Source organism: Luethyella okanaganae, assembly GCF_042660285.1.
Classification (GTDB): Bacteria; Actinomycetota; Actinomycetes; order Actinomycetales; family Microbacteriaceae; genus Luethyella; species Luethyella okanaganae.
The window spans coordinates 219,899-235,483 of record NZ_JBHSTP010000002.1 but is presented as its reverse complement, the minus strand read 5'-3'; the positions used below and the strand labels follow the sequence as shown (position 1 = coordinate 235,483).

The 15,585-nt window shown below is 67.5% G+C and carries 14 protein-coding genes and 1 tRNA gene; 7 read left to right on the top strand and 8 right to left on the bottom strand.

Features of this window, described 5'->3' with window-relative positions:
* Positions 1-94: 94 nt before the first annotated feature.
* Both ACFQB0_RS08785 and ACFQB0_RS08780 read left to right on the top strand, forming a co-directional pair.
* A complete protein-coding gene (locus ACFQB0_RS08785) occupies positions 95-2,347 on the top strand; it encodes a hypothetical protein (protein WP_386730287.1) in 2,253 nt (750 codons plus the stop codon).
* Positions 2,348-2,440: 93 nt separating this feature from the next.
* Positions 2,441-3,022 (top strand): hypothetical protein, encoded by a 582-nt coding sequence (locus ACFQB0_RS08780; protein WP_386730285.1) that lies wholly within the window; start codon positions 2,441-2,443, stop codon positions 3,020-3,022.
* 605 nt (positions 3,023-3,627) lie between these two features.
* Here the strand turns inward: ACFQB0_RS08780 and ACFQB0_RS08775 are convergent.
* Entirely contained in the window at positions 3,628-4,557 is a 930-nt protein-coding gene (locus ACFQB0_RS08775; RefSeq protein ID WP_386730282.1) for an RNA polymerase sigma factor, read from the bottom strand.
* A 469-nt stretch (positions 4,558-5,026) separates the two neighbouring features.
* Between ACFQB0_RS08775 and ACFQB0_RS08770 the strand changes: the two genes are divergently transcribed.
* The 3 genes from ACFQB0_RS08770 to ACFQB0_RS08760 all read left to right on the top strand — a co-directional run bounded on the left by ACFQB0_RS08770 (position 5,027) and on the right by ACFQB0_RS08760 (position 7,340).
* Complete coding sequence (locus ACFQB0_RS08770; RefSeq protein WP_386730281.1) at positions 5,027-5,173, top strand: hypothetical protein; 147 nt, start codon at positions 5,027-5,029, stop codon at positions 5,171-5,173.
* A 312-nt stretch (positions 5,174-5,485) separates the two neighbouring features.
* Positions 5,486-5,974, top strand: coding sequence for a DoxX family protein (locus ACFQB0_RS08765; protein WP_386730279.1), 489 nt, complete (start codon positions 5,486-5,488; stop codon positions 5,972-5,974).
* Between the two features lie 616 nt (positions 5,975-6,590).
* On the top strand, positions 6,591-7,340 hold the full coding sequence (locus ACFQB0_RS08760; RefSeq protein WP_386730277.1) for a CPBP family intramembrane glutamic endopeptidase: 750 nt from the start codon (positions 6,591-6,593) through the stop codon (positions 7,338-7,340).
* 143 nt (positions 7,341-7,483) lie between these two features.
* On the opposite strand, the gene ACFQB0_RS08755 is transcribed toward ACFQB0_RS08760, so the two are convergent.
* Positions 7,484-7,554 (bottom strand) — tRNA-Gly (locus tag ACFQB0_RS08755).
* A 295-nt stretch (positions 7,555-7,849) separates the two neighbouring features.
* Between ACFQB0_RS08755 and dcd the strand changes: the two genes are divergently transcribed.
* Both dcd and ACFQB0_RS08745 read left to right on the top strand, forming a co-directional pair.
* Positions 7,850-8,455 (top strand): dCTP deaminase, encoded by a 606-nt coding sequence (gene dcd, locus ACFQB0_RS08750; RefSeq protein ID WP_386730274.1) that lies wholly within the window; start codon positions 7,850-7,852, stop codon positions 8,453-8,455.
* 468 nt (positions 8,456-8,923) lie between these two features.
* Entirely contained in the window at positions 8,924-9,442 is a 519-nt protein-coding gene (locus ACFQB0_RS08745; RefSeq protein ID WP_386730272.1) for a hypothetical protein, read from the top strand.
* 174 nt (positions 9,443-9,616) lie between these two features.
* Here ACFQB0_RS08745 and ACFQB0_RS08740 read toward each other — a convergent pair whose 3' ends face one another.
* From ACFQB0_RS08740 to ACFQB0_RS08715, 6 genes are read right to left on the bottom strand one after another with little or no spacing between them, the layout of a single operon-like run.
* Entirely contained in the window at positions 9,617-10,582 is a 966-nt protein-coding gene (locus tag ACFQB0_RS08740; protein ID WP_386730270.1) for an NAD(P)/FAD-dependent oxidoreductase, read from the bottom strand.
* 2 nt (positions 10,583-10,584) lie between these two features.
* Positions 10,585-10,905, bottom strand: a complete 321-nt coding sequence (gene fdxA / locus ACFQB0_RS08735) for a ferredoxin (RefSeq protein WP_386727262.1) — start codon at positions 10,903-10,905, stop codon at positions 10,585-10,587.
* Entirely contained in the window at positions 10,902-12,299 is a 1,398-nt protein-coding gene (locus ACFQB0_RS08730; RefSeq protein ID WP_386730268.1) for an FAD-dependent oxidoreductase, read from the bottom strand. The genes fdxA and ACFQB0_RS08730 overlap by 4 nt, the downstream gene beginning before the upstream one ends.
* Entirely contained in the window at positions 12,296-13,777 is a 1,482-nt protein-coding gene (cobA, locus tag ACFQB0_RS08725; RefSeq protein ID WP_386730266.1) for a uroporphyrinogen-III C-methyltransferase, read from the bottom strand. The genes ACFQB0_RS08730 and cobA overlap by 4 nt, the downstream gene beginning before the upstream one ends.
* Complete coding sequence (locus ACFQB0_RS08720) at positions 13,774-14,847, bottom strand: ABC transporter permease (RefSeq protein ID WP_386730264.1); 1,074 nt, start codon at positions 14,845-14,847, stop codon at positions 13,774-13,776. The genes cobA and ACFQB0_RS08720 overlap by 4 nt, the downstream gene beginning before the upstream one ends.
* Positions 14,837-15,583 (bottom strand): ABC transporter ATP-binding protein, encoded by a 747-nt coding sequence (locus tag ACFQB0_RS08715; RefSeq protein WP_386730261.1) that lies wholly within the window; start codon positions 15,581-15,583, stop codon positions 14,837-14,839. Before ACFQB0_RS08715 ends, ACFQB0_RS08720 begins: the two co-directional genes overlap by 11 nt.
* Between the last annotated feature and the right edge of the window lie 2 nt (positions 15,584-15,585).

Sequence of the window (15,585 nt, the reverse complement as noted above, 5' to 3'; positions counted from 1 at the left end):
AATGAAATCCATATTCTGGGCTGGGAAACCTGAGGGTGGCCCGAACACAGTGAAGGTACGCTCGCGAGCGTGCCTTTCGGGTGCTGCATTCGCCGTGGCCGCAGGTCTCGGCGGTTCGGCCCTGCTCGGTGCCGCTCCTGCAACAGCTACTCCGACCGATGTCGAGTTCAGCGGATCCGTCCGCGCATACGGTGTCTTCGCCAGCACGTCGATCCTCGGGCTCATCAACAAACGCGCGAACATCGCCGAGTCCGTCGTCGTCGCCGACAGTGGGGGCCTCAGTGAGTACGCCGGTACCGGTCCCGGTGAGTTCGCGGTCCCGCCGACGATCGCCTCGAACCCAGCGGCACGCTCGTTCGCACGGAGCTCGCCGATCGGGATCGGCGCCTTCGGTATTCCGATCACGCCGGTCAAGGCGCAGTCGTTCTCGACGACGACGCTCGAAGGAGGCAAGGTCGTCCAGGATTTCCTCAAGACCGACCTCGGCCCGCTCGGAAGCCTCGACGCCTTGACCGGCACCGCTGAGTCTCACTGGAACTCGGCGGTCAACGCCGGGTCTGGATTGCTCGGCTCCGCGCAGCAGACCACGGGACGTCTGGTTCTGGTTCCGGGAATCAAACCTCCGGTCCTCCGAGGAATCTTCCCACTCGCCTCCGCAACCCTCGGAACGACGAGCGGCACGGTCGAGCTCGTCGGCGACAAGTGCTTGGCGGTCAAGTCGAGCTCGGAGTGGCAGTTCGCCGAGGCGAGTCTGCTCGGAGACCTGCTCCGTGTCTCGTGGGGCGCCGGTGCCGAAAGGCCGCCGCACATCGCGGCGCGCGCGAATGGCCGACCGGGCGGCGCCTCGGTTGAGATCGGCTCTATGCCCGACAAAATGACGGTCTCGACCGGCGGCGCCTCCCTTTCGATCAAGCCGGGGAAGACCATCGAGATCGGCGACGAGTTCCCGAAGGTCATCACCGCGATCCTCAAGGGCTCGATCTCCTACGACGGTCTCACTGATGTCCATGAGAACCCCGACGGCACCTCAGCCCGTGGAACCATGAACGGGCTGACACTCTCCGCGAGCTTCTTGGGCATTCCGTTCCTTCCTGCGGTCGGCAAAATCGAGATCGGCGTGATGCGGACCGATGTCGCGGCAAACATGGCTCAGACCTCCGCGGCGTGCGGCGGTGGCGACAAGAACGCCACCGCCCAGGCTGCGGCTGCGAACGCAAAGGCGAACGCGGCTGCCGCGAACGCCTCGACGTCGGCGAACGCAAGCTCTGCGACGAACGCCGCGAGCTCGACGAGTGCCGACACCTCGGCGTCGACTGCCGCGACTGCGACTGCGAACAAGGACGCGACTGCGACCGCGACTGCGAACAAGGACGCGACTGCGAAAGCGAGTTCGAGTGCGAACAGCGACGCGACGACTGCCGCGGCTTCTCCGGCTGCCAACGCCTCGACATCGACGAAGGCCGACTCGAAGGCCGACTCGAAGACGAACGCCACGGCTGCGGCGAACACGTCGACGTCGGCGAACGCAAGCTCTGCGACGAACGCCGCGAGCTCGACGAGTGCCGACACCTCGGCGTCGACTGCTGCGACTGCGAACAAGGACGCGACCGCGACTGCGAACAAGGACGCGACCGCGACTGCGAACAAGGACGCGACTGCGAAAGCGAGTTCGAGTGCGAACAGCGACGCGACGACTGCCGCGGCTTCTCCGGCTGCCAACGCCTCGACATCGACGAAGGCCGACTCGAAGGCCGACTCGAAGACGAACGCCACGGCTGCGGCGAACACGTCGACGTCGGCGAACGCAAGCTCTGCGACGAACGCCGCGAGCTCGACGAGTGCCGACACCTCGGCGTCGACTGCCGCGACTGCGAACAAGGACGCGACCGCGACAGCGAACAAGGACGCGACCGCGACAGCGAACAAGGACGCGACTGCGACCGCGACTGCGAACAAGGACGCGACCGCGACTGCGAACAAGGACGCGACTGCGAAAGCGAGTTCGAGTGCGAACAGCGACGCGACGACTGCCGCGGCTTCTCCGGCTGCCAACGCCTCGGCATCGACGAAGGCCGACTCGAAGGCCGACTCGAAGGCTGACTCGAAGACGAACGCCACGGCTGCGGCGAACACGTCGACGTCGGCGAACGCAAGCTCTGCGACGAACGCCGAGGGCAAGACCTCCGACTCGCTCGCCAAAACCGGGTTCGAACTGAGCCCGATCCTGGCCTGGTTCGTGGCACTCGCCTTCGCTCTGGGAGCGGGAGCCCTCGGGCTCGGCGCCTACCTCAAGCGTCGGGACTCCGCGGATGCGGACGTTGATCAGGACTTAGACGCCGACGCCTAATGGCGCGTCTCCTCGGTGGGGCGGGTGGCTTCGACCTCCGCCCCACCGTGGGGACTCCGTCCCAAACAATCGAGTGAAGAAAGGGAAACCGAAATGATGAGGGGAAGAGTCATCGCGGCTGTCGCGGCCGGAGTGATCGTTGCATCGGCCGCGACGGGATGTTCGAGCGAGCCGGAGTCGAAGAAGCCTCACGACCGGGGGACGCCGAGCGCGTCGGCCTCGTTGACGCCGACGCCCGAGCCGCCTACTTCGGCAGCGCCAGAAAAGGACAAGGAGGTGGGGGGCGACTACTCGGCCGTGCTGAACGCGAAAGACGACTGCACGGCCTTCCGCTCGCTCATCGAGATCGATACGGCGATGGGTTCGCTGAGTGGAGAGGCGGCGCAGGCGAGCTTCCAAGGGGTGCTCGCCCAGTCTCAGAAGGCCTATGCGCGCCTCGCCGAGATCTCACAGGTTCCGGAACAGGCGGCGAACTGGGCGAAGGCCGCCGAGCTGACCGGCGCTGCCGTTGAGGGGCTGGAAGTCAGCGGGGGCAGCCTCTTGACCGAGGCTGTTCTGAGCGCGCTCGGCGATCTCCGTCTCACGGTGATATCTGCGGTTGAGAGTGCCCGAGCCGATATAGAGAGTCGCTGCTCTCTCGACCTCGCCCCGCTTCTCGGCGGCGACGTCCGATGAGACGCCTCCTCGGCGGCGTCGCCGCACTTGCGGTCGTCGCGCTGAGCGGGTGCGCGCCGCCCGGCTCTGCAACGCCGACTTCCTCGGTAGCCTCAGAGGATGCGCCCCGGCCGGGAGCGGAGGATCTCGGCCTTCTAAAGCAGGCCCGTGCACGCCTCTCCAACGGCAAGGGCATGCAGGCGACCCTGCAGGCGACCCTCGCCGGCACGACCCTCGCGGGCGAGGCGGAGGTCCGCGGGGACCTCCTCGCCTGGCGTGGCACGATCGATAGCGGTGGCATCGTCCTAGACGTGATAGCCGCTCAGAGCATGGTGTGGTTGCGTGCGCCCGCCCCATACTGGATGGGGCTCGGACTGCCGGATGCGCCGGCGCAGACCGCGAGCCACGGCTACGTTCCTGTGCCCGGCTCGTTGGGAACCGAGCTTACCAAGTTCGCCGATTTCGGGCTGTTCCTGCAGACGGTCGCCTCCGCGAACGCGCTGGAACAGCCCATCGGCGTCGTGAGAGAGGGCACGACGCATATCTTCGTCTACGAGGATGAGGTCGAGACCACCCGGTTGACGATCGATGCGGTATCGGACGGTGTGCGAGTGAGCCGCGTCGAGTCACTGCGTGGCGACGGCTCGGGGACCGATGTCAGGCTCGAGGAGCTGGATGAGCCACCGGTCATCGAGCCGCCATCGCTCTCGCAGGTCGTGATCGGCATCGATCCCTACGCCGCGCTCGGGATCGGCTGATTCGTCCCCGAGCAGCAGCTCCGATCGGTGCGACGCCCTCGGAGTCCTCGGCGCTCTCAGTCTCAGTGATGGAATCGGGGCCGCCACCCAGTGCCACAGCTTCGCGGCCGTGGAGAGAGCCGAGGCGCAGCTCGCGCACGCATCGACGTGGCGGCGCAGGCGTCTCGCCTCGAGCGGTCGAAGTCGGGAGCGGACATGGGGGACGATATGGTCCATGGCCCAGACGTGCTCGGGTGAGCCGGGTCGCTCCGGAAGCTGTGCGCGGACCCAGGACCGTCGGAGCCCGTCCTTGGCGCGGAAGGTCAGCGCGGCGACTGCGTTCTCCGTCATGTCGAGACGTTCTCCGATGAGGCTCGGGCTGAGTCCATCGACGACCGACAGCCGCAGCACGAGCTGCCAGCGGTCGGGCAGCCGCTGGAAGGCGTCGGCCACGATTGCGTGCTCTTCCGGATCACAACCCGAATCGCCGGGTGCGGGGAGTTCGTCGGCGAAGTCGATAGTCGTCTCGCGCCTCGCCCGAGCCCAAGAGGCGGCGAGCCGCCGGAGCACGGCGAAGAGATAGGTCCGGAAGCCATACCGTGGCCCGACGCCTGCGCGGATGGCGGCGAGCACGGCGGTGAAGCCCTCCGACACGAGGTCCTCGGGGGCGGACGGCCAGCAGGCTCGGGCCAGGGTCAGCGAGGCGGCTCGGTGGCGACGCCACAGCTCGCCATAGGCGGAGAGGTCACCCGCGCGCACTGCGCAGAGGATCGTGTCATCGTCGTTCAGCTCACAAGGTTCGTCGATGTCGGTTGGCATGGTTGTCCTTCAGCTCGCGGTGAGGTGCGGTACACCTCCCACGTTCGGGGGCCATGCCCGACGGGACCGCGGCATCGAGCAGATCTCCGAGTCGCCCTCGCACTGTTCGCGTGCCATACGCGCCCTTCTCCGTACTGCCGCCCACGTCCCTCCGTACCGCGCTCGTCCCGCCTATCGCGATCGGGAAACCCGAGCAGGCACGCAACGGAGGAGTTCGGCTGCGGGCGTGGTGACGGCGGTTCGACTCCGGCGGCGCCGATCACGGCCGGGCGGTTCTCCTCGAGGCCGCCTATGGGGCGGCGTGCGCGGCGATCGACGTGAACCAGGCTGGGATGCTGGCCGCGCGTCGCGAGCGCGTCTGTTCAGCAGGTACGTCGACCGTGGTTCGACCGAGGCGAATGAGCCGGAACCGTCGCGGTCGGATGACATCACGCTTTCACTGCGCGAGAGTCCGGCGTAGCTTTGAGCCGTGAAGGTGAGCATCATCGCGACCAATCCCGCCTCGGGTGAGTCTGTCGTGGTTGAGGCGGATGGTGTCGATGAACCGACGGCTCTCGCCGCGGCGAGAGCACAGATACCTGACGGCTGGCGCGCCCTCAGCGTTCGCCGAGGCTGATCTTTCCAGGTACGAGCTGAATCGGAGCCGTCTGTGGACTCTGCGGGTCACGGAGATTCGCGGCCCGCGCCATCGGCACACCGAGCGTGTCTAGCTGGCCATGGGTGCGTTCGTCGGCAAGGACTGTTCTTTCGACGACAACTGAGGCGAGTCTGCGCAACGTACCGTCTACTCAACCGCTTCACACGCTCATCCCAGTTCCAGGTGGCAGCGTAGCAACTGCCGCCTCACCGATTTCCATACGGCGGCACTGGCACATCGAGGCGGTTGCATAACGCGTGCTGGGCGCCGGCGAGACGCGAAGGAACCTTTATGACAACGACCACCACTCCCGAACCGACCGCAATTCGCATGGCCAACGATGCCTCACCGCTGGTGCTGCGGCTGGTCCTCGGATTCATCTTCGTCGCCCACGGATCACAGAAGCTGTTCGGCGCTTTCGGGGGAGGAGGAATCCCCGGCACGGCGGCATTCTTCGAGTCGCTTGCTGTTCAACCGGCCACGCTCTGGGCGATCGCCGTCGCACTCGTGGAATTCGCCGGGGGGATCGCCCTCGCGGTCGGGTTCCTCAGCAAGATTGCCGCAGCATGTATCGCAATCGACATGGCCGTGGCCGTCGCTGTCTTCAACGGGCCGAACGGGTTCTTCGTCGAGACATCGACAGGAGGGTGGGAGCTGAACTTCATCCTGATCGCGATGTGCGTGTCGATCATCCTGACGGGAGCAGGCCGCTACTCGATCGATCACGGCCTTCGCCCGATCGTCGCCAAGCGATCCGCATCGCTCGCTCTACTGGTGTAGCGACCTCTTCTCGAAGGCACTTGGTGACCTCGGCTGAATTCGGCGCGCACCTCGGCGGAAGACGGTCATGACCAGGGTGTCGCCGGTCCGCGCGATGATCGCGGGGTCAGCATCCATCCGCGCTGACGGAACAAGACCTCGGGTGAGGACAAGTTGCCTTCAGAGGCATAGAGGTTCACGGCATCTCGTTCGAGGTGAGCCGGCCCAACGCCAGATCCCAGTCGACCCCGACTTTTCTCGATCTCGTCGGCCGGGTCGTCTGAAACGCCCAGATAGCCACGGGGAGCGGTGCGAACGATGCGAACGCGCGCTGAACCTGCGTGACGAACGCGGACCGATTGCGGCTGTGATGAAACATGTGTATCTCCCTCTTCTGGTATGACCTTCTGGTACGACTTCGATTACGACAAGTCAAAGATGTTTCATTGGCGAGCGGGAGTCCCTGATGAAACGGGTACTGGCAGGGCACCCCTCGCGCTGGGGCGGTGCCGTCGTGAGGATCACGGCATCCGGCACGGTATGGGCATCTCCCTGACCTCGCATGACCCGTCTCCCCGCATTCACGGACAGGGCACTACTTCACGGACAGGGCACTACGGTCTGGTAGCGTGCGCGGGTGACAGTTGATCGTTGGCGGGCGCTCGGATTCGGCGCGGCAGTGCACGTCCTTCGGTTCGGGGCGATCATGGGAGCCTTCGCGTTCGCGCCGCTGCTGGGAATCTCGGGCTGGCACCTCGGGCTCGCCGTCAACTTCGCATGCGTACTCCTTGCCGTTGTGCTCGTGACCGTGCGCGGACAGTGGCGCGCGTCCGGCCTGTTCTCGCTGTGGCGGGGGAGAGCCGCCGCCCTGTTCCTGGTGCCATTCGTTGTCGAGGTGCTGCTGTGGGCGGTGCCGAGCGGTCTCGTCGAGCGCCCGCCCGGGTTCGGGCTCTGGGCACTCACTCTGCTCCTCGTCGGTCTGAACGAAGAGCTCATCAGCCGCGTCGTTGTGCTGGAGCGGATGCGGCGTTCCTTCGGCCCCGCCGGTGCCGTCGCGCTCACCGGCGCCCTCTTCGGCCTCCAGCACCTCTCAGCATTAGCCACCACCGCACGCACGGCCGACGATGTCCTCCTCAACGTTCTCGTCTCCGCGTGTTACGGCATCGGGTTGGCGGCGTTCCAGTACCGCTTCCGCTGGGTGCTTCCGCTAGTGCTGGTACACGCCGCCGCCGACTTCACGACCATCCTCTCCGTGAACCCGCTGCCGGATGCTGTCGTCGCAATCACCTGCGTCGCCTTCCTTGCGACCGCGGCGGTAATCCTGCGCCCGTTCCTCACCGGTCGGCTTCCTTCCGCCGCTGCCGAACCCCAAGCAGGGACCTCCTAACCGATGATCGAGGGTTGCAGCCCCACGTCGACTCACGTCCGAGAGGGATCCCCCGACCGGGAATACCAAGGCAAACAAAAAACGGCTGAACCCCTAAAATCCGGGGTTCAACCGTTCACAACGTCCTGAGACACATCGCAAAGAGCGGATGACGGGAATCGAACCCGCGCTATCAGCTTGGGAAGCTGAAGTTCTGCCATTGAACTACATCCGCGTGCCCCGCATCCGTCGCCGGACTAGGAACGGAGACCATCCTAGCAAGGTCGGTGCGCGGGGCGGAGGTCTCGACCGGTTCGACCACCGGGGTCCGGCTCGGTCTGCGGTGGGGCTCGATAGGTGCGGGGTCTCGACGTGCTCGACAGGCTCTACCGGCGGTGTGGGTCTCGAGCGGCGGGGTCTCGAGCGGCGGGACTCCAGTGGGTGGGGGCTGCAGGGTGGAGAGCGGCGGCGCGGCTGCACAGCAACACGGCCGCGGCACGGGGCCCGGTCGCCGCCGCTAGGCTGGCACCGTGCTTCTCTCGGACCAGGACATCACCGCCAACATCGCCGCAGCTCGCATCCGCCTGGATCCCTACGATCGCGAGATGATTCAGCCGTCGAGCATCGATGTGCGGCTCGACCGCTACTTCAGGCTCTTCGACAACCACAAATACCCCTACATCGACCCAGCGGAGGACCAGCCCGAGCTGACCCGTCTCATCGAGGCGAAGCAGGACGAGCCGTTCATCCTGCACCCCGGCGAGTTCGTGCTCGGCTCGACGTTCGAGCTCGTGAGCCTGCCGGATGACATCGCCGCGCGCCTCGAGGGCAAGAGCTCGCTCGGCCGTCTCGGCCTGCTCACCCACTCGACCGCCGGCTTCATCGACCCCGGCTTCTCGGGCCACGTGACCCTCGAGCTGAGCAACGTCGCGACCCTGCCCATCAAGCTGTGGCCCGGCATGAAGATCGGCCAGCTGTGCTTCTTCATGCTCTCGTCACCGGCCGAGAAGCCCTACGGCTCGAGCGAGTACAGCTCCCGCTACCAGGATCAGCGCGGGCCGACCGCGTCGCGTTCCTTCCAGAACTTCCATCGCACGGATGTGAGCCTCAGTCAGGCCGGACCGTCCGGCGACTGAGCGCGGTCGCTGACCCGCAATCGGCCGGAGACCCTGCATATCGCCATCGCGAGCGCTTCGCCCAAGACAAGCCCGACTTCGAGCTGCCCGTCGTCGCGATGGCTGCACCGACGACACGGCGGAGGTCGGCGCCTCCTACTCGGATGTCCGCATCCGATGGTTCGAGCTGCCCAAGGGTCCGGGCTTCGGCCATGGAAACCGCAAGCGTCGCCCGCGCGACGCGCGCGGTGATGACGTGGCTTTCCTCGCTCACGACGACGTCATCGCTCCTGACCACTTGCGTCTGCCTGGCGAGCTACTCGACTCGACCGACGCGCCGCCGGGCTACTCCCGCCCCCCTCTGGGCGCACCCCCCCTCTGGGAGCACCCCGACGGCGATCGGGGCGTCGCGTTCCGACCTGCCCGGCTGCGGTTGGTCCGTTTCTCGTCTGTCATGTGCCGGAAACCTGTCGCAGGTAAAATCGGGTCATGACGACCGCAGCCGGATCTCCGTTCACCGAGGCACTCGTCTCCGAGGATGCGACAAGCGAGTACCCGGCGCGGATGAGGCGTTTCGGCCAGCTCGTCGGCTCCTGGGCCGCGAGAGGGCACCGGCTCGACGAGGCCACGGGGGAATGGCACGACCGTGAGTTCACCTGGATCGTCGCCTTCATCCTCGACGGGCGTGCCGTGCAGGACATCGAGGTCGTCGAGACGGAGCAGGGCAAGAGGGAGACGGTCGCGACCGGCGTGCGTGTCTACGATCCGCTCGCCGGCGCGTGGCGGGTGAGTTTCTTCTCGCCGAAAACGGGTGAGTATTGCCACCTGATCGCCACGAGCTATCGTGGCGGCATTCGTCAGGACGGAACACAGACCGACGAGCGGCCCATCCGCTGGAACTTCAGCGAGATCACGGCGGACTCGTATGTGTGGGATGGCTGGGTCTCGAATGACGGCGGCTCGAACTGGGAGCTCACGGAACACGTCGAGGCGACGCGCATCACCTGACGCGGACTGCGTCGGGGCACCTCTGCGTGGGGGCACCTCTGCGTCGGGGCACCCGCGTGTCCCCTCGCGAGTGTTGCCGTTTCCGACGAGGGTGTCCGGTTTACTGGACGTTCTCGTCGGAAACGGCAACACTCGTGGGTGCGTGGGTGCGTGGGTGCGTGGGTGCGGATGTCGTCAGTGCGACGTCGAGACTCCCAGCAGGTCCTGAGTGATGACCGACGCGACGCGTGCACCCGCTCCGGCGGCAACGATGAGCTGCTGAGGTCCTGGGGCCGCGACGTCGCCCGCCGCATAGACTCCTGGCAGGCTCGTGCGGCCGTCACGGTCGGTCACGAGGTGTCCGTCGTCGTCGCACGCCGGATTCAGCTCAGCGAGCGCGTCGACGACAGGGTGCCACAGGGGCCGCACGAAGCCGCCGTCGATCGGCACCCGCTCGCCGTCCACGAGGCGCACGGCCGTGACGCTGCCGCGTTCGCCCTCGAGATCGTCGATCGCGCGACGTTCGACGCGGATCCCGCGGTGTGCGAGGTGCTCCTCATCACCGGCTTCGAGCTCGGCCAACCCGTTCGTGAAGACGGTCAGGTCGCTGCTCCAGCGGGAGACGAGAAGCGCACGGGCCAGCAGGTCGGGCGTCTCGCCGATGAGAGCGAGAGGGCGGTCACTCTGCTCGTAGCCGTCGCAGGCGACGCAGCTGAACAGGCTCATGCCGTAGAACGCGCGGATGCTCGGAAGCGCGGGCAGCGTCTCTCGCAGGCCCGTCGCGACGAGCACCGTGCGGGCGAGCACGAGCCGGTCGCCAGCCTGTGTGCCGCCACGCACGGTGGCCAGGAACGGGTGGGAATCCGCGTCGGTGGCGGCACCCGTCTGGTCGATACGGCGGATGCCGACGACGCTCGAGCGCTGCACGATCTCGGCCTCGGGGTAGGCCCCGAGCTCCTCGCGCGCGATGCGCCGCAACTCGTGCGGCGGGATGCCGTCGCGGGTGAGGAAGCCGTGCGAGATCATCGTCGCCGCGTTCCGCGGCCGGTTGCTGTCGACGACGAGCACCCGCATCCTGGCTCGTGCCAGGTTGAGGGCGGCCGAGAGACCTGCTGGACCGGCTCCGACGACGAGCGTGTCCACGCGATTCGGATCTGTCATCGTCAGTGGCTCTGTGGTGGGAGTGCGCTGATGATGGGGTGGTCTTTGGCGATGACGCCGATCTTGGCTGCGCCGCCGGGTGAGCCGATGTCGTCGAAGAACTCGACGTTGGCGGTGTAGTAGTCGGCCCACTGCTCGGGGAGGTCGTCTTCGTAGTAGATCGCCTCGACGGGGCAGACGGGTTCGCAGGCTCCGCAGTCGACGCATTCGTCGGGGTGGATGTAGAGCGAACGCTCGCCCTCGTAGATGCAGTCGACCGGGCACTCGTCCACACACGCACGATCCTTGACATCCACACACGGAAGAGCGATGACATAGGTCATGGGGCGACCAATGCTCCCTCGCGCGAGATCTCGAGCTGCTCGTCGCGCGGGACGACCTTCACTCGTTCGCGCACCACCGTGCCGCCGGCCTCCTCGGTGAAGGCGGAGCCGAGGGCTCGCTCGTGGGCGTCGAGCGCGAGCCAGCCCTCCCAGGAGGTGTGTCGCACCTCGCGGCTGTCGAGCAGCTCGACGATCGCGGCGGGGTCGGCGTCCACGGGTTGCGGCAGTGTCTCGCGGTCGGCGACGAGGTTCGCGATCGTCTCCATCGCGTCGCCCTTGGTATGGCCGATGAGGCCGACGGGGCCGCGTTTGATCCAGCCGGTCGCATAGAGGCCGGACAGCAGTGCGCCGTTCTCATGCGTGACCCGCCCGCCGACGTTGGGGATGACCCCGGCGCGCTCGTCGAATGGCACTCCGGACACGGGCGAGCCGAAGTAGCCCACGGCGCGGTAGACCGCCTGCACGGGGTAGTCGACGAGCTCGCCGGTGCCGCGCACCGAACCGTCGCCCTGCGGTGCGTTCCGTTCGAACCGTATGCCCTCGACGCGGCCGTCGCCATAGATCTCGACCGGGCTGTGCAGGAAGTGCAGGTGCAGGCGGCGGGATGCCGCGCCCCTCTCCCGTGCGCGCCAGCCGTTGAGGGTGCGCACCATGACCTTCACCTGATTGTTGCTGGCCAGTAGCTGCTCGGCGTGCTCGTCGAGCACGAAGTCCTCGTCGTAGACGACGATGTCGACATCGGGAACCTCGCCGAGCTCGCGCAGCTCGATCGGCGTGAACTTCACGTGTGCCGGTCCGCGTCTGCCGAACACGTGCACGTCGGTGACGGGAGAGCCCTGCAGACCCGCGAAGACGTTGGCAGGGACGTCTGTCTGGAGCAGATCCGCCGGGTGCTTCGCCAGAACCCGCGCGACGTCGAGGGCCACGTTGCCGTTGCCGATGACGGCCACGTCGGTGGCGTCGAGCCGCCACTCGCGGGACACGTCGGGGTGGCCGTCGTACCAGGAGACGAGGTCGGCGGCGCCCCAGGAGCCGGGGAGGCCGATGCCCGGAATGTCCAACTCGGCGTCGCGGATCGCTCCCGTCGCGAAGACGACCGCGTGATAGTAGGCCCGCAGCTCGTCGACCGTCACATCGACACCGACGGTGACGTTGCCGATCAGGCGGATGCTGCCGGAGTCGAGCATCTCGTGCAGCGAGTTGACGATGCCCTTGATGCGCGGGTGGTCGGGAGCGACGCCGTAGCGGATGAGGCCGTATGGTGCCGGCAGCGATTCGAAAAGGTCGATCGACACCTCGCCGCCGATGTCGTGCACCGATCTGCTGAGGATGTTGCCGGCGTAGATTCCGGCCGGGCCGGCACCGATGATGGCGACACGGAGAGGGCGGGTCATGCGAGTGCCTTTCGAGGGATTCGGGAGTGTTGAGCGTGCGGGCTGAGGGTTACGACGTCGCCGATCACGATGACGGCGGGCGAACGGATGCCGCGTTCCGCGGCGAGCGCTTCGATCGTGTCGAGTGTGCCGATCGTCACGCGCTGTCTGGGGCCGTAGCCGTCTTCGACGACGGCGACGGGGCATTCTCCTCCGCGGTCTCCTGCGGCGAGAGCCGCTGCACTGGTGCCGAGGGCGCTCACCCCCATGAGCAGGATGACGGTGTGATCGCGCCCACCGGGGATGGCGGTGAGCTGCTCGTGTCCGGTGATGACGGTGAAGCCGTTCGCCACCCCGCGGTGGGTCACCGGGATGCCGACTGCTGCGGGCACCGAGATAGCACTCGTGACACCAGGAACGACCTCGACGGGGATGCCGGCGGCGCGGCAGAACTGTTCCTCCTCGCCTCCGCGCCCGAGCACGTAGGGATCGCCGCCTTTCAGGCGCACGACGATGTTTCCGGCGCTGGCGTGCTCGACGAGCAAAGCGTTGATCTCGTCCTGCGGCACGGGATGGTGGCCGGGCAGTTTGCCGACGTCGATCACGAGCACTTCTGGCCCGAGTTCGGAGAGCAGCGAGCGGGGGCCGAGGCGGTCTGCGACGACGACGTCGGCTTCGGCGAGCAGGCGGCGGGCGCGCACGGTGACGAGTCCAGGATCGCCGGGGCCGCCGCCGACGAGGAACACGCGGCCACCGGCGGCGGCGACTCGCCTGCCGGGGGCGCTTGTCGGCTGGCTGTGCGTGCCTGTCCGTCGGCTAAGCGCGTCCGTCAGCTGATCCTGCGTGCCCGTCCGCTGATCGAGCCTGTCGAAATCAGAGTTTGCGATGTTGGTTTCGACAGGCTCAGTCGGCGTGCGGGGCTCGACCGACATGTCGGGCTCCACCGGCGGCGGAGGCTCCTCCGCCGATGGGGATCCGATTCGTGCGGTGGTGCCGAGCGCTGTGCGCGACCCGGCGGTCGGCCGACGGTGGCGGCGCAGAGGAAGCTCACCTGTGTCGAGCGCGTGAGCCACCGCGTCGCGAATGGCCATGGCCCTGCGGGGGTCGCCGCCGGCGGAAACGCTCACGGTCACGTCGTCGCGGCGCGTCACCGCCGGCACCCAGGCAGCCGATGCGCGGTGGTCGGAGGCATCGACGCACCAGAGTCGTGCGGCTTCGGCCTCGGTCGCGACCCGTGTGTCGACGTCCCGGATTCCGGTGGCCGTGTGCACGAGCCACGCGCCCTCGAGGTCGGTCGTGCGGTAGGGGCGTGCCCGCCAGCTGAGTGCGCCGGTGCTCGCGAGCGCGCGCAGTTCCGCGCCGGCTTCAGGAGCGACCACCGTGACGAGTGCACCGGTGGCGATGAGAGCAGCCGCGCGGCGAGCGGCGACGGGTCCGCCGCCCACGACGAGGACGGGGCGACCGGAGACCTTGAGTCCGAGAGGGTAGAGCTCGGTCATCGTGTGCCTCCCGGCTGCAGCCCACGACGGCGCAGCAGGCGCCGTTCGACGGGGGCGAAGACGAGCAGTTCCACGAGGATTCCGATCCCGAGGATGAGCAGGATGGTCGCGAGCACGCTCGCGAGGTCGGCGAGCTCCCGACCTTGCTGTAGCAGTGAGCCGAGTCCGAAGCCGATCGTGCCGCCGACGGCGATGATCTCTGCAGCCATGAGGGAGCGCCAGGAGAACGCCCAGCCCTGTTTGAGCCCGGCGAGATAGCCGGGGAGGGCGGCGGGGAGCACGACGACCGTCGCGAGTTGGAGCTTGCTCGCGCCGAGCACTGTTCCAACACGGCGCAACTGCGGAGGCACCTGGTCGACTCCGGCGACGAGGCCGTTCACGATCGAGGGCACGGCGCCCATGAGCACGACGAAGTACACGGTGGCGTCGGTGAGGCCGAACCAGATGATCGCAGCGGGAACCCACGCCACAGAGGGCAGCACCTGCAGGCCGGAGATGAGGGGGCCGACCGCTCGTCGCAACGGGCGGACCTCTGCGAGCAGGAGGCCGAGCGGGGTTCCGACGGCAACGGCGATGAGAAATCCGAAGACGCCACGCTCGAGGCTCGTCGTCGCAGCGAGCTGCAGGCGACCGCTCTGCCAGCCGTCGCCGAGCGCCGCCACGACATCGAGCGGGCCGGGGTACAGATCGGGGCGTGGTTGGGCGATCACTACCCAGAGCTGCCAGACGGCGATGAGCGCCACGAGGAACACCACGGGCGGGAACACACCGTCGAGGATCCGGCGCCAGCCGCTCCGCACGACGATCGTGCCTGTCTGCAGACGGTCCAAACCGGCCTCGAGGGAGCGGAGCTCATCGGGGTCTTGGTTCGCGGCCGAGGGGGCTTCGACAGGCTCGGGCTGCGGGGTGGAGGCAACCGGCACGGTGGAGGCAACCGACACGGCAGGGTCGATTGGCGAGACGGGGTCGAGCTCAGGATCTGTGGTCGACCGGGTTTCGACAGGCTCAGCGGGTGGGGCGCTGTCAACCGGAGGAGTGGTCGGCGCCACGAGCGACAGGTCATGCGGCATTGCGGCGGATCTCCTTTCGGAGCTGCTCGGTGATCTCGATGGACAGACGCGAGACATCTGGCGACTCGATCCTGCGGGGCCCGTTGTCGGCGACCCGCCATTCGTTGACGACGCGGCCGGGCCGACTCGACATCAGCACCACGCGTTGTCCGAGCCGGGCGGCCTCGCGCACGTTGTGGGTCACGAACACGATGGTCCGCGACATCTCGCGCCACACCCGCTCGAGCTCCTCGTGCAGAAGGTCGCGCGTGATGGCGTCGAGGGCGGCGAACGGCTCGTCCATGAGCAGCACCTCACGGTCCTGTGCGAGAGCCCGCGCGAGTGCGACCCGTTGACGCATGCCACCAGAGAGTTCGTGTGGGCGCTTCTCCGCGGCGTCCGCGAGGTTGACCACGTCGAGCAGCTCGAGCGCGTGCGCGCGGCGCTCACCACGGGGTACCCCGCGCAGACGCAAGGCGAGCTCCACATTGCGGCGAGCGGTGAGCCAGGGAAACAGCGCGGACTCCTGGAACATGACCGCGGCGCTGCCGCTCGCCAGCTCTACGGAGCCGCTGCTCGGCTGTTCGAGGCCAGCGATGATGTTGAGCAGCGTCGACTTGCCACAACCGGATGCGCCGAGCAGGCAGACGAACTCGCCGCGCTCGATCGTGAGGTTCACGTCGTCGAGCGCAGGAAGCCCAGCCGTGCCGAAGCGCTTGCCGAGCGCTCTCACGGTGATCGCCGGCTGCGTGCCCACGC

Coding starts and splice junctions, on each gene's coding strand:
- ACFQB0_RS08765 (WP_386730279.1), top strand. CDS start 5,486: ATGACAACGACCACCACTCCCGAACCGACCGCAATTCGCATGGCCAAC.
- ACFQB0_RS08720 (WP_386730264.1), bottom strand. CDS start 14,847: ATGCCGCATGACCTGTCGCTCGTGGCGCCGACCACTCCTCCGGTTGAC.
- ACFQB0_RS08740 (WP_386730270.1), bottom strand. CDS start 10,582: ATGACAGATCCGAATCGCGTGGACACGCTCGTCGTCGGAGCCGGTCCA.
- ACFQB0_RS08775 (WP_386730282.1), bottom strand. CDS start 4,557: ATGCCAACCGACATCGACGAACCTTGTGAGCTGAACGACGATGACACG.
- ACFQB0_RS08730 (WP_386730268.1), bottom strand. CDS start 12,299: ATGACCCGCCCTCTCCGTGTCGCCATCATCGGTGCCGGCCCGGCCGGA.
- cobA (WP_386730266.1), bottom strand. CDS start 13,777: ATGACCGAGCTCTACCCTCTCGGACTCAAGGTCTCCGGTCGCCCCGTC.
- ACFQB0_RS08745 (WP_386730272.1), top strand. CDS start 8,924: ATGACGACCGCAGCCGGATCTCCGTTCACCGAGGCACTCGTCTCCGAG.
- fdxA (WP_386727262.1), bottom strand. CDS start 10,905: ATGACCTATGTCATCGCTCTTCCGTGTGTGGATGTCAAGGATCGTGCG.
- ACFQB0_RS08780 (WP_386730285.1), top strand. CDS start 2,441: ATGATGAGGGGAAGAGTCATCGCGGCTGTCGCGGCCGGAGTGATCGTT.